The sequence below is a fragment of the Secundilactobacillus collinoides DSM 20515 = JCM 1123 genome (assembly GCF_001435975.1).
Classification (GTDB): domain Bacteria; phylum Bacillota; class Bacilli; order Lactobacillales; family Lactobacillaceae; genus Secundilactobacillus; species Secundilactobacillus collinoides.
Genome location: NZ_AYYR01000059.1, coordinates 35491 through 48184, shown reverse-complemented (window position 1 = coordinate 48184; position 12694 = coordinate 35491). Strand labels below are relative to the sequence as shown.

At 46.5% G+C, this 12694-nt stretch carries 13 protein-coding genes; 4 read left to right on the top strand and 9 right to left on the bottom strand.

Features of this window, described 5'->3' with window-relative positions:
• Positions 1-330: 330 nt before the first annotated feature.
• The 5 genes from FC82_RS10760 to FC82_RS10740 all read right to left on the bottom strand — a co-directional run bounded on the left by FC82_RS10760 (position 331) and on the right by FC82_RS10740 (position 4601).
• A complete protein-coding gene (locus FC82_RS10760) occupies positions 331-669 on the bottom strand; it encodes a hypothetical protein (RefSeq protein WP_054761255.1) in 339 nt (112 codons plus the stop codon).
• A 107-nt stretch (positions 670-776) separates the two neighbouring features.
• Positions 777-1853 (bottom strand): ABC transporter substrate-binding protein, encoded by a 1077-nt coding sequence (locus FC82_RS10755; protein ID WP_054761253.1) that lies wholly within the window; start codon positions 1851-1853, stop codon positions 777-779.
• Positions 1850-2677, bottom strand: a complete 828-nt coding sequence (locus FC82_RS10750; RefSeq protein ID WP_056996986.1) for an ABC transporter permease — start codon at positions 2675-2677, stop codon at positions 1850-1852. The genes FC82_RS10755 and FC82_RS10750 overlap by 4 nt, the downstream gene beginning before the upstream one ends.
• Positions 2674-3495, bottom strand: coding sequence for an ABC transporter permease (locus FC82_RS10745; protein WP_054761250.1), 822 nt, complete (start codon positions 3493-3495; stop codon positions 2674-2676). Before FC82_RS10745 ends, FC82_RS10750 begins: the two co-directional genes overlap by 4 nt.
• Positions 3492-4601: an ABC transporter ATP-binding protein gene (locus FC82_RS10740; RefSeq protein WP_056996985.1), complete on the bottom strand. Its 1110-nt coding sequence runs from the start codon at positions 4599-4601 to the stop codon at positions 3492-3494. The genes FC82_RS10745 and FC82_RS10740 overlap by 4 nt, the downstream gene beginning before the upstream one ends.
• Positions 4602-5099: 498 nt before the next feature.
• Between FC82_RS10740 and FC82_RS10735 the strand changes: the two genes are divergently transcribed.
• The 3 genes from FC82_RS10735 (at position 5100) to FC82_RS10725 (ending at position 7477) form a co-directional block, all read left to right on the top strand.
• Positions 5100-5774 carry a Crp/Fnr family transcriptional regulator gene (locus FC82_RS10735; protein ID WP_054761247.1) on the top strand — a complete coding sequence of 225 codons (675 nt, stop codon included), beginning with the start codon at positions 5100-5102 and terminating at the stop codon, positions 5772-5774.
• 141 nt (positions 5775-5915) lie between these two features.
• The gene (locus FC82_RS10730) at positions 5916-6284 is read left to right on the top strand and encodes a YxeA family protein (protein ID WP_054761244.1); all 369 of its coding nucleotides are present in this window, start codon (positions 5916-5918) and stop codon (positions 6282-6284) included.
• Between the two features lie 473 nt (positions 6285-6757).
• The gene (locus FC82_RS10725; RefSeq protein ID WP_054761242.1) at positions 6758-7477 is read left to right on the top strand and encodes an SDR family oxidoreductase; all 720 of its coding nucleotides are present in this window, start codon (positions 6758-6760) and stop codon (positions 7475-7477) included.
• A 47-nt stretch (positions 7478-7524) separates the two neighbouring features.
• Here the strand turns inward: FC82_RS10725 and FC82_RS10720 are convergent, their stop codons facing one another.
• Together FC82_RS10720 and FC82_RS10715 are read right to left on the bottom strand one after the other, a co-directional pair.
• Positions 7525-8778: a chloride channel protein gene (locus FC82_RS10720; RefSeq protein ID WP_056996984.1), complete on the bottom strand. Its 1254-nt coding sequence runs from the start codon at positions 8776-8778 to the stop codon at positions 7525-7527.
• A 386-nt stretch (positions 8779-9164) separates the two neighbouring features.
• A complete protein-coding gene (locus FC82_RS10715; protein ID WP_054761238.1) occupies positions 9165-10352 on the bottom strand; it encodes an NADH-dependent flavin oxidoreductase in 1188 nt (395 codons plus the stop codon).
• A 145-nt stretch (positions 10353-10497) separates the two neighbouring features.
• On the opposite strand from FC82_RS10715, the gene FC82_RS10710 reads away from it, so the two are divergent.
• Positions 10498-10893 (top strand): winged helix-turn-helix transcriptional regulator, encoded by a 396-nt coding sequence (locus FC82_RS10710; RefSeq protein ID WP_056996983.1) that lies wholly within the window; start codon positions 10498-10500, stop codon positions 10891-10893.
• A 245-nt stretch (positions 10894-11138) separates the two neighbouring features.
• Here FC82_RS10710 and FC82_RS10705 read toward each other — a convergent pair whose 3' ends face one another.
• Together FC82_RS10705 and FC82_RS10700 are read right to left on the bottom strand one after the other, a co-directional pair.
• Positions 11139-11618: an AP2 domain-containing protein gene (locus FC82_RS10705; protein WP_082620317.1), complete on the bottom strand. Its 480-nt coding sequence runs from the start codon at positions 11616-11618 to the stop codon at positions 11139-11141.
• A gap of 302 nt (positions 11619-11920) precedes the next feature.
• Positions 11921-12586: a hypothetical protein gene (locus FC82_RS10700; RefSeq protein ID WP_056996982.1), complete on the bottom strand. Its 666-nt coding sequence runs from the start codon at positions 12584-12586 to the stop codon at positions 11921-11923.
• Positions 12587-12694 lie beyond the last annotated feature (108 nt).

The following is a 12694-nucleotide window of genomic DNA, read 5'->3' as shown; positions in this document are numbered from 1 at the left end:
CAAGCTAGCTCACGGCCTGGCTCCATGGTTGTTGCACTTGAGTTGACATTCCGGGGGTTGAATTAAGGTTTGAAAAGGGTGATATCATAGGCCTTAATCTTATTTAAGGAATTGTTAAAATCGTTAAAACGATGTGCTCATTTGGCAGGGTTACACGTGTAATTAATTCACAATATTGTGTATAAAACGCAAAAATGGCGTGCCGGAACTGAGCTGGCACGCCGTTTTTATGAACATTATTTTAAAATAATGGTTGTTTTTTGGTACCAAAATGCGACGCGCAATGGCCGTATTTTTAGATATGGAAAGTTCGTCCAAAAGGGAACGAGACTAGTTATTTTTCCAAGCGTCAAACTCTTGGAGGTGTTTGCCAAGATAGGCCATTGCTTCTTTGGTCAATGTCTCCGCACGGCTTTCTGCTGTTTCTTGGTCCGTGACACTTGGTTCGTCCGAAATAGCGCCTTCGCCAACCGCCAGGTAGGACTTCAATCGTCCTTCACCCTGATCCTTGAAGAGGTCATCAAGACCTTTAAGATCATCCTTACCAGCTTTGTAAACGATTTCCGCAAGGTCATCTTTATTGCCTATCTTTTTTGCTGCGTATTCTAATAAAAAGTCATTCATATCAACGATGACTTGATGTTTTCTTTCATTTTTAGATTCTGCCATGAAATCACCTCTAGGTTTATTCTAGCGCTATCTGATGGCAATTAGCAATGAAGATGATAGAAAAGTCTGTTGAATTGTGCTGCGCAACGGCTCATTTGCAGTCAGTGTTATTTGTGATGCATCTTAAACTCAAGGTATAGATCGTTGTATTCACCGACCATCTCAGGTGATAAATTCTTGTAAATTTGCAGATGCGCCATGGTTTTGGCATCCGGGTAGAATTGTTTGTCATTACGAACGGAGGCAGGCAGCAACTGCTGAGCCGCCTTATTTGGCGTGGCGTAACCTACGTACTTGGCGTTTTGCGCGGCGTTTGCAGGTTTCATCATGAAGTTTAGAAAAGCATAGATGGCTTTGTAATGTTTGGCAGTCTTTGGAATGACCAGGTTATCAAACCACAGATTGCTGCCTTCAGATGGCACAACATAGTGTAAATGACGGTTGTTGGCCATCATTTCGGAAGCTTCGCCTGACCAATCGACCGCGATGGCAGATTCATTTTCGGCCATGTACATTTTGATTTCGTCCGCAACGATGGCTTTGACGTTCGGTGTGAGTCGGTCAAGCTTGTTTTTGGCCGCAACCAGTGTTTTGAGGTTGGTCGTATTCATGGACGCGCCGTTTGAAACCAGCGCAAAACCCAACACATCGCGGGCGGAATCAACTAACATAATGTTATTTTTATACTTTGACGACCAGAGATCATTCCAGTGCTGAATGGCGCCCGGTTTAACGTCCTGATCGTTATAGACAATGCCGAGGGTGCCCCAGAAATAAGGAATGGAGTACTTGTTATGCGGATCGAACTCGAGGTTCATGAGCCGTGAGTCAAAGTTATGCATGCCGTGGAGTTTTGCTTTGTTTAATGGGACTAGCAGGTGAGCGGCACGCATTTTTTCAATCATGTAGTCGCTTGGCACAGTGAGGTCGTAATTGGTGCCACCCTGTTTGATCTTGGTGTACATTGCTTCGTTAGAATCAAAGGTTTCCACGTTGACATGATAGCCGGTCTGTTTTTCAAACTTGGTGATCAATGCCGGGTCAATGTAGTCACCCCAGTTGTAGAGATTGAGTTCTTTGCTGCCACCGCCGCTATTATCACTGGCGGTCAACCGATTCGCAGAAAAGCCGAGCAGCCCGCAGACCGCAAGAATTAAAATGACATAGCTCACTAAGCGTTTCATAGGCCGGTCACCTCACTTCTAGCGCGACGCCGTTTTGCTAGCCGTTTTTGCGATGCCTGCTGCATGAAGTAGTAGCCGACAATCAGAATCAGTGTGATGAGGAAAATCAATCCTGATAAGGCGTTGATCTCAAGGTTGATGCCCTGACGAGCCCGAGAATAGATTTCTACAGACAAGGTGGTGAACCCGTTGCCGGTGACGAAAAAGGTCACCGCAAAGTCGTCTAGCGAATAGGTTAGCGCCATAAAGAAGCCGGAAAAGATGCCCGGTGTAATGAACGGAATGACAACGTCGCTAAGAATTTGCCGTTGTGTTGCACCGAGGTCAGCCGCCGCGTCCAGCATGCTGGTATTGAGTTCCTTCAGTCGCGGCAGGACCATCAAGACAACGATAGGAATTGAAAAGGCCGCGTGGCTCAGCAGAACTGAGAAGAACCCCAGCGGGACTTTCAACGTGGTGAAAAAGATGAGGAAACTGGCGCCGATGATGACATCAGGAGAGACCATCAGGATGTTGTTTAAGGATAAAAGGGTATTTTTGAACACGGGTCGGCTCGTTTGATGGATCCATAACGCGCCAAAGGTGCCGGCAATCGTTGCAATCACCGCCGACAATAGGGCAATGATTATCGTATCAAGCACGATAGCGATGAGCCGGTCGTCCGCAAACAATGTTTTGTAATGGGCTAAGGTCAACCCCTGAAAACTGTCCATCGTACTGCCTGAATTAAAGGAATAAACGATCAGAAAAAGAATGGGTGCGTATAAAATAGCAAATACAACAATGAGGTAAAGGTAGGACCACTTAAATCTTTTTTTGGTCATCGTGACAACCTCCCCTCTGTTTTACGTTCACCGGTCAGCACCATAATAATGACCATCGCGACGATCAGCACAACGCCAATCGTGGAGCCCATGCCCCAGTTCATGGTGGTAAGGAAGTGTTCTTCAATGGCAGTCCCAAGGGTGATGACTTTGTTGCCGCCAATCAGCCGGGTCAGCATAAAGAGCGAGAGCGATGGAATAAAAACAGACTGAACGCCCGACTTGACGCCGGGCATGGTCAGCGGCCAAATAACCTTGGTAAAGGTCTGCCAGTTGGTTGCCCCAAGATCACGGCTGGCGTTGATATAGGAGAGGTCCAGGTCATCGATGGCATTATAGATTGGTAAAATCATAAATGGAATCTGGATGTAGGTGGCCACGAATACAAAGCTGAAATTTGTAAAGAGAATCTGCTGCGGTGCGATTCCAAACAGACCAAGGAACTGATTGGCAATCCCTGATTGACTAAAGATACCGATGAATGCGTAAGCCTTTAACAGCAGGTTGATCCAAGTGGGTAAAATTGTCAGTAAGATCCACAGCTGCCGGTGTTTCAATTGGTGAATAAAGTAGGCTGCCGGGTAGCTGATCAATAACGTAAATACAGTGATCAAAAATGCCCACCATAGCGAGTTGACGGTCATCATCAAATACGTCCCAGATTTAAAGTAGGTGACATAGTTTTGCAACGTGAAGTGATTATTCAGGTTCAGAAACGACTGGTAGATGATCAGGCCGACTGGCGCAATAACGAAAAGGCCGATCCACAGCCCATAGGGGACGTAGTAAGTCCAGTTGGCAAATTGGCGATGGTTCATTGGCCGGCCTCCTCTTCAGCATCTTCGTACTTCTCCAAACGTGCATCAAAGTCGGCTTCCGTTTCATGCAGCCGCATGACATGGATGTCGTAGGGGTCGAAGGTGAGACCCACTTTTTGACCCTCTTCAGCAGGGTTGGTTGCGTGCACCAGCCATTCATTCTTGTCATCATCAGTGGCAACGATTTCGTAGTAGTCGCCGCGAAAGAGCTGACTGTCGATGGTCACTGAGAGTTTACCGGCTTCGACAGTGGTAATGTCCAAGTCCTCAGGACGTAAAACGACCTCCACCGGTTCGTTCGGCCGCATACCGGCATCCGCACATTCAAAGGTTTTGCCGACGAAGGCCACTTCGTAATCCTGAACCATGGTACCGTTTAGAATATTGGACTCACCAATAAAATCAGCGACAAAATGATTGATCGGCTCATCGTAAATGTCGACGGGCGTGCCGCTCTGCAGGACGTTGCCGTTGTTCATCACAAAAATTTCATCGCTCATTGCGAGGGCTTCTTCCTGATCATGGGTCACAAATAGAAACGTGATGCCCAAGCGCTGCTGCAAATCACGCAGTTCATACTGCATATCGCGACGCAATTTTGCATCTAACGCTGACAAGGGCTCATCCAGCAGCAACATTTTGGGGTTCATCACAATGGCCCGGGCAATGGCGACTCGTTGCTGCTGACCACCCGATAGCTCACTAATTTGGCGGTCAGCATAGCCTTTTAACCGCACCGAATTCAGGGCGGTTGCAACCCTGTCATCAATTTCTTGCTTGGAGAATTTTTTTTGCAACCGTAAGCCAAATGAAACGTTGTCGTGCACGTTCATGTGCGGGAACAACGCATAGTTTTGGAATACCGTGTTTACTTTTCGTTTGTTTGCTGGCAGGTCATTGATACGTTTGCCGTTGAAGAGCACATCGCCTTCAGTGGCATCTTCAAAACCGGCGATGATCCGTAAAATGGTGGTTTTACCGCATCCGGAAGGTCCCAGCAGTGTATAAAATTTTCCCTGCTCAAGGTCAATATCAATGCCCTTGAGCACTTCAGTTTCATCGTAACGTTTCACGACGTTTTTTAGGCGAATAATTGGTTCAGTCATCGTCTTTCCCCCTCGATTACTAACAGTTGAGACGTGTCAGTAAACTCTGATTCGTTATGGTTTAGTTTGTGGGTCAAAGTACCTGCCGGCGAGCGCCAAATCGCCACTGCCGCAGGTTAAACGACCAGACACTATTATAATTGGTTTAGTGCGTAAAACCAAGCAATTAATCACGGTGAACACGACAGAATAAGCTGATTGTCTAGTTGGTAACCATCATTAATGATGGACGCGGAACTTCCGGTTGAACAACCCTGCCAGTAGCGTTGTTAATAGGGATGATCCGGCACGCTTCTACAGCACGTGTCTGTCAATTGATTCCCGGAAAAGAACGATATTGATGATGTACGACGATGCCGCCTCGCGGATCATTATTTAAAATGGTATAGGTCAGACGATTTTCAATTGAAGATTTTGCTGTGAACTTGATCTTAGTCAAGGTAATTTCGGCACAGTCTGGTAGACTAGGTGGTAAATAGCAATCAAAGGAGGGGTTTCATGGATAGACATGATGCTGTTGCGTGTGTGCAGTTGGTCCCAATCTTTCAGGAATTAGACGAAGAAACGGTTGGTGCCGTGGCCGCACTCGTTCAGGAACGGTATTTTAAGAAGGGGGATTACCTGTTTATGGCTGGTGATGATGCACAATCGTTGGTCATTATCGCCCATGGTCAAGCTAAGGTAACGCAAACGACTGCCAACGGGCGCGAACAGCTGATCAGAGTGCTGACGAGCGGTGATTTTGATGGCGAAGCAATCTTGTTTCAAGACACGGATCGGACTACCACTGCTCAGGCACTGGTACCGACACAGGCGTGCACGATTTCACGACACGATTTTCAGCAGTTGCTGGCAACGTCTCAATCGATTGCTTTGAACATGCTGAATGCGCTTGGTAAGCGCGTAGCAGCCCTTGAATCACAGGCAGTTGCAACGTTAACCAGCAGTGTTGGCGAACGTCTGGCAACTTACTTAGTGGAGACCAGTTCGGCACTTGGTCAGGTCAGTTTTAAATTACCGATTGCGAAGAAGGACTTGGCTGCGTACTTGGGGACTTCACCGGAAACAATCAGTCGGAAATTGACACAATTTTCAAACCAGCATTTAATCAGCCAAAGTGGTAGAAGTTTAGTCACAATTTTGAATGCTGACGGTTTGATGACAATAGAATAGGTTAGGAAACAAATCGGTAAATCAACGTTTTGGAGGCGCTGACTTTATTTATAAAACAGGGCGTTTTTAATTGCAAAAGTAGTTTTCATGTTATATAGTTAGCTAGTCAAGTAATTAACCAACCATTTGGAGGATCTCAACATGAAAACAAGAACCTGGGTGGGTTTAATAATTGGGTTATTGATCATCATTCCTGCAGCAATCTTCGGCTATTCAGAGTTTCATGGGCAGACGTACTATGCCCAAGTTGGCAACCTGCACAATTCATATACGGAAAAATCGGATTCCGGGAAGGCAATGGGGAAAGTTTATGTCTATAAAATGACCGGCTATGACAAGGTCGGCAAGGCGAAGGCGTTGACGGTGACATCGATGGTGGGTGTGAAATTCACTAAGGGGCACTATGTTAAGATCGTGTGGTCAGAAAATAAGGGTGTGAAGAGTTACGCGCGGGTGCAGTGGCGAGAGATTCCGAAGGCGGCACGAACGCATTTAAGCACGATGAACTAAGCGCTCGTCGCAAGTACCGTTGAAACAAATATCCGGGACTGATGTTTTGCCCGGAGTCGCGTCAGCAGTAGCTCCTTGCCACGCAGAACTTGGATACAGGAAAAGTGTTTCGGAAACCCAACGTCTTACTAACATTAGAAAACCGAGGCAAGTGAGCCAATAATTGGGTTTTCTTCAGAATAAAAGCGGCTTCGTAGGCAATCCCTTTAAGATTGTCTGCGAGGCCGTTTTATTTGTCGGCTGGGTTTATTAGTCGCACGTTTAGAGCTAAATAATGAGGACATATTGAGGCAATTGCAGGCATATGTATCAGGTCTAGGCGCTTGGGCTCACCCTCAGTTTGTTCGACCCGTTTTGCAATCATTTTGCTGCCAGTACTAACAAGAAATGTTTGCTTTTTTTAAAGTCATAATGGTACTTTAGAAGGGTGAAGCACTAACTATTCGTAAATAAACAACTGGAGGGATAATCAAGTGACCTTAGCAGATAAACGTATTTTAATTATTGGCGGTACCTCAGGTTTTGGCCTTGAGATTGCCAAACAGACCGTTCTTGAAAAAGCCGATGTCACGATCGTGGGAAGGCATGCAGACCGGGTTAATGCGGCTGTTGAACAATTGAAAAATATTAATACAACGGTTCATGGGTTAAAACTCGATGCAACCAAGGAAGCGGACTTGGCACAGTTATTTGATGGCCAAGTTCGGTTTGACCACGTTGTCTCAATGCTTGGCGGTGCTATGGGCGGCGGTTTCCTGGATAATTCATTAACCGCGATCAGGTCGGCAATCGAAGCTAAATTTTTCGATAATTTAAGGCTCGCTCAGGTTGCCAGTCAGCATCTTAATCAGCATGGTTCACTGATCTTTACCTCTGGATCGGGTGGCAGTCCGGCAACTGCATCGGGTGCCATTGTCGGCAATCACGATATCAATCTAATGGTGGAGGGGCTAGCTGTAGAAATGGCGCCCAATTACCGGGTTAACGCAGTGTCACCAACATGGACACCGACCGGATTGTGGCGGAATATGTCTACTGATGATAAGCAGCAACAGGAAAAAGCGTTCGCTGAAGGGGTGCCGCTGAGGCGGGTTTCAAAGCCGGATGAGGTTGCATCTGGGTACCTTTATTTAATGCAAAATGATTTTATGACCGGTCAGGTGTTGCACATCGATGGCGGCGTTGATTTATAAGAAAACAAAAATGACCTCCGCAGCAACTCACTGCGAAGGTCATTTTTTTAGGCATTATTTTTTGGTTTCAACACCCAGGATGAGACCAGCATGGCTAGACTGACGCCAATGGCTAATGGTAACAGTGCCGAATAGTTCAGGTGACTGACTTCAAAAATCATGAAGAGCGCCATGAGTGGGGCTTGCTGTGAGGAAGCCAACAGAGAACTGGCCCCGAGCAGCCCGCATTGCCACAACGAAACGCCAGGAATAAAGAGCCCGGCGCCAAACCCAATGGCGGTTCCGATAACGGCACCAACTGAAATGGATGGTGTCAATGCCCCACCAGCAGCGCCGGCGCGCAACGTGAAGGTCGTGACGACCGCCTTTGCTAAGCCGCCCAATAGAAAGATACCAACCAGACTGGCAGATTTGTTATTCAGCGCGGTCTGTGCCAATGCCCGGCCATTACCCATGATTTCTGGGTAATGCATGGCAATCAATCCGGTAATCAATGCGACTAAAGGCAGCTGCCACAGCAAATTCTTATTGCGAGTCTGCTTAGCACCAGCCCACTTGAACCCTTTGCGAAAATAGGCACCTGCTAAACCGCTGACGGGGCCAATAATCAGGACTAAAACCACTGACTTTAACGTGAAATCGCCACTACCAACAGCATAGTATGGCCGGAAGCCTTTTAGAATGGCTCCCATCAGCATAGCAATGACTGACATGGTCAGGCTAACCATGACGGCTCGTTTGGTGAGCTTCTTGTACAAAATTTCTAAACAAAATAGGGCCCCAGTGATTGGCGCAATGTAGACCCCTGCGAAACCAGCACCAGCTGCCGCTGCAATCAGCAGTTTGCGGTCGTCTTCGCTGAGTTCAACGCCGTGGAACCGTTTCAAGAATCGTTGCCAAGTTTGTGAAATCATGGCCCCCAGCTCCCGTGGCGCAAGTTCGCGTCCGACTGAGCCACCGGTCCCCACATAGAAGATTTGTGTCATGACGTGCAGAATAGTCGTCCAAACTGGCATTTCTTCGCCGGCAATTCCCTTTGCGATGCTGACGGTTGGTCGCATGCGCGTCCGCATCAGCCACCAAACGATGGCGGCGATGATACCGCCAATCAGGACTGATAGCAAACGGTGGGTTGGCGAGACAGTCCAGGCAAACGGGTGGAATTCGTTTTCATTGAAACTCAGAAAAACGTGCTCAATCAGGTTTAAAAACACGCCGAGAAAGAGTGAACCGGCACCAACTACAACGCCTAATACAACGGTCGAAATGGCCATTGTTAAATTTTCGTGTTCCTTTAACATTACATAAACATCCTTTGGTGCTGATCTCTGGGTAATCGCCAAAGTACACCACATTCTTTAAATTTATACGCTGATATCATATTATAGAGGGGAATTTTTAGAAATACAAGAAAGCGTGATGGTGTCATAGGCTGAAAGACGGCAAAAAGGATTGAAATTGAGGTGGAATAAAATTACGGTATCCGGTTCCATTTGTGATTGTTAAGTGTTTTTTGAAACGTGGTTTTGGTGACCCTTATCTTGAATGATAAGCGGAAACTTTTTTTATGTATTAAAGAAGCATCCGCAAAAACGTGCATTTGCGGATGCCTTTCGCTTTCGTTGTTGGGTCACATCGATAATTGTTAATAAAAGCGTTTTAAACCCAACTTGAGTAACGCGAGACCCTAAAGTTTCTTTTCAAAACCCTCCATCGGCGCCATTGTGTTTTGGTAATCTTGTGCTTTATCGGCGTCATTACTAAAGTGCATGACATCGTGGAAGGACGTTTTCAAATACGTTTGCATGACACTTGGAATGGCCAGCTCGTCCATATCGTTGGGACTCATTTCAAAACGCAGGCTCGCTTCGTCACCAGCAGTTACTTTTTGAACCCATTGCGGTTCCCGCAGAAATTCGCGTCCAATAGCCACTAAGGTGCCACCATCAGCGAGTACTGCATCAGCATCGGCTGGCGTTTCGACTGACCCGATACCGATCAATGGGATGATGCCATTCGTGTGGGCCGCAAACTGCGATAACAACGTTTGCGTATTCGTCTTATCGTTGAGGGAGGTCCGTTTGTAATTTCCCATCGACATGTGGATGTAATCTACTTTATCTTTGATCTGATCGACAAAGTACAGGGAATCTTCCAAACGAATGCCTGGATTCTCAATTTCCTCAGGAGAAATGCGATAGCCCAGCAGAAACGGGTGGTCAGCATACTTCGCAATCGTGGCTTGAACTGATTTGATAACGGCTAGGGGAAAGGCCATGCGTTTGTCGCGTGAACCACCCCAGTTATCGGTACGTTGGTTTGAGTTTGGGGAGAAAAATTGTTGCAGCAGGTAGGTGTTGGCACCATGAAGTTCAACACCGTCAAAACCAGCGATAATCGCACGGCGAGTGGCGTCACCAAAGTCAACAACCAGTTGTTGAATCTCATCTTCTGTCATGGCGCGGGGTGTTTCAGAATCGGCAGGGTAGACGGCAGCAACGGCACTGGCACTGACAGGCTGTTCCCCCCGCAGAATATGGTGGTTTGATTTTCGCCCGGCATGAAAGATCTGTAGAACGGCCTTTGTGCCATTCTGATGAAGCGTCCGAGCGAGTGCTGTCAAGCCCGGAATCATGTCATCATTGGCAACAGAGAGTTCGCCTTCAAACCCTTTACCGGAATCGGCAACGTTGGCCACGGCAGTAATGACAAGTCCCGGACCGGCAGCTCGCGCCGCATAGTAGTTGAGTTCATCGCTGGTCACCATACCGTTATAGAAACTGGTCATGGTGGTCATCGGCGACATTACAACACGGTTTTTAAGGGTGAGGCCGTTGTTGAATTGAAATGGAGAAAGAAATTGATGCGTTGTCATAGTCATTACCTCTCTGACTTGTATTTTTGTTGATGCAAGTGTTAGTATAGTGGCTACGCAACAACAAACAAGTACGCACTATTTAGTGCTATAGTGCCCAAAAGGAAACAATTGTGTCACCTTAGTATTCAGGAGGCTATCGGCAATGAAAAAAATTTATCGAATCGGTGTTGAGGCCACGTTAGAAGTCATCGGTGGCAAGTGGAAACCGATGATCTTATGTTATTTGGGCAATGGTCCAATTCGAACCGGCGAATTAAAACGTAATTTACCGAAAATCACTTCGAAGATGTTGACGCAACAGTTGCGCGAACTTGAAAGTGACCAAATCATTAGTCGCAAAGTTTATTCCCAGGTGCCGCCGAAGGTTGAATATGCGTTGACCGAAGAGGGCCGAACGCTGCGCCAACTTCTGGTAGATATGGCAGAGTGGGGCGAACACCGAGTTCATGAGCGTCAAGCGGCTGGTGAAGAAGTTGAACTTGTGCATGAAGAGCATGACGGCTACTTAAACTTCGCGCCGATTACTCAAGACGCTTAATGATTGAGGTACTGGAAAGCGCGTGGAATAAAAAGTGATTTTGCACGTTTAGACGAGATAAGCCAGCATTTTTAAGGTCGCAGATTGATACACCATATGGCCGTTGAAACAGTCTTTCACTGCGATAATCAGGTCTTATCACGGCTCTATTGCTATCAAAAACCCCATCTAAAAATCCAATTTAAGGATTTTTAGATGGGGTTCTTGATATGCTGGGGGCAAAAGCGTTCTTTGTCCCATTCTACCTAGAGTTGCTCATTTTTTTCTTGAAGGGTTAAAAAGCGTAACTCCGCTTGGCGACGAGCTTCGACAGCGTTAGCCTTATTGTCGAAGGTTTTGTTTAAGACATACCGACCCTTGAAATAAAGCCGGGCAATCCAGCGGTGTTGCTTTTGGTCATAGCTGACGCCAGTGATGCCGCTGCTGTTATTCTTGCGACGATCGGTGGCGCGGGGATGCCAAGTCTTTTCTAACGGTTTCCAGTTCCCAATATATTGTCTTGTTTTGGGATTGTTGCGAATGAGTTCCCGGGAACGCTGCTTACGGATGCACCCACAGCTGAGGGTGCGCCCGGTGCGTAACAAGTGGCCATCTACGACACATTGATTGCCGCAGTCACACTGGCAAAACCAGGTGATGTTACCGTTACTCAACTTACCAGCTCGTTTGATCACGACCAAACGTCCGATCCGGTGACCGGACATATCGATCATTCTTTGACTCAAAATGTTCACTCCTTAGGCTAATGAACGCCAGCAGTAACGATATTTTAGGGCGTAAAACACCGTCGACTGCAGTAACAGACAGTAGTTAACCTATAACCATTCCCAACTACCATTATAAGACTCATTTGAATGCTTGACTAGCGCAATGGTTAAGTTTGGACATAATTTTACGCAAATTTAAGATACAAGACACTAAAGACGTTTGTGTTGCAATTAGGCATATATGCGGATTTATTTTGTTTCAAATACACCGCAATCAAAATCACTTGGTCAAAAAAACGCCCATCACTGGACGTTTTAAGCTAATTCGCATTAAATGCAGTCACGACTTGTTTAGCAGTCTTAGTTGCGTAACTAGCAGCTGCCTTTTTCAGCGCCGCCTTATAGGAAGCGTTAGTAATATCCTCGTTTTGGCTCTTAGCCTCAGTGTTGGCGGCTGTTGTGAATAGTTTCGTGACAATCGGTTTTGTGTAGGTCGATGCATAACTTGTCGCAGGGTTCTTGGTTGTTCTGGTGAACGTGTAAGTTGTGCCTTTGATGCTCACAGCACGACCATCACGGTAGCCGGTTAACTTTGCGGTATATTTTGTGCTGCTTTTTTTATAGAGATAAAGTTTGTAATTCTTTGATCCGACCTTACCGGTACTAGAAACTGTTCGGAAATTGGCGGTGAATTTTGTCCGGTTGTTCGTGATCGTATTCTTTGTCGGCATCATTACGGCAACTTGTGGTGCTTTGAAGTCGCCCATAATGATGACCCGAGCAGTCCCCGAACTCGTTTTAATATTTTTCCAGTGAAAGGCAAACCCAGCTTTGGCGCTTTTATAATAACCAGTTGGACCTTTAACATCGGTCTTGGTAAAGACAGATGAGGCGTGTACTGTTGCCGGATGGTACAGTGCGATCGAACCGAAACCGACAATGGCCAAGATGATGGCTGTTCCCTTAATCAAACGATGGTTGTTCATGATAGTTCCTCCCTAGTGAAACCCCTCAATATGCTCAAAGCGTACCATAGAATGGTTCTAATCACAACGCCTATGATTAAAACAAAACCAGTTAAATCCGTGAATATC

What these genes read in the sequence shown, in the direction of transcription:
- FC82_RS10760 (WP_054761255.1), bottom strand. Translation starts at nt 669, where the DNA reads ATGGCAGAATCTAAAAATGAAAGAAAACATCAAGTCATCGTTGATATG.
- FC82_RS10755 (WP_054761253.1), bottom strand. Translation starts at nt 1,853, where the DNA reads ATGAAACGCTTAGTGAGCTATGTCATTTTAATTCTTGCGGTCTGCGGG.
- FC82_RS10750 (WP_056996986.1), bottom strand. Translation starts at nt 2,677, where the DNA reads ATGACCAAAAAAAGATTTAAGTGGTCCTACCTTTACCTCATTGTTGTA.
- FC82_RS10745 (WP_054761250.1), bottom strand. Translation starts at nt 3,495, where the DNA reads ATGAACCATCGCCAATTTGCCAACTGGACTTACTACGTCCCCTATGGG.
- FC82_RS10740 (WP_056996985.1), bottom strand. Translation starts at nt 4,601, where the DNA reads ATGACTGAACCAATTATTCGCCTAAAAAACGTCGTGAAACGTTACGAT.
- FC82_RS10735 (WP_054761247.1), top strand. Translation starts at nt 5,100, where the DNA reads ATGGATAGACATGATGCTGTTGCGTGTGTGCAGTTGGTCCCAATCTTT.
- FC82_RS10730 (WP_054761244.1), top strand. Translation starts at nt 5,916, where the DNA reads ATGAAAACAAGAACCTGGGTGGGTTTAATAATTGGGTTATTGATCATC.
- FC82_RS10720 (WP_056996984.1), bottom strand. Translation starts at nt 8,778, where the DNA reads ATGTTAAAGGAACACGAAAATTTAACAATGGCCATTTCGACCGTTGTA.
- FC82_RS10715 (WP_054761238.1), bottom strand. Translation starts at nt 10,352, where the DNA reads ATGACAACGCATCAATTTCTTTCTCCATTTCAATTCAACAACGGCCTC.
- FC82_RS10710 (WP_056996983.1), top strand. Translation starts at nt 10,498, where the DNA reads ATGAAAAAAATTTATCGAATCGGTGTTGAGGCCACGTTAGAAGTCATC.
- FC82_RS10700 (WP_056996982.1), bottom strand. Translation starts at nt 12,586, where the DNA reads ATGAACAACCATCGTTTGATTAAGGGAACAGCCATCATCTTGGCCATT.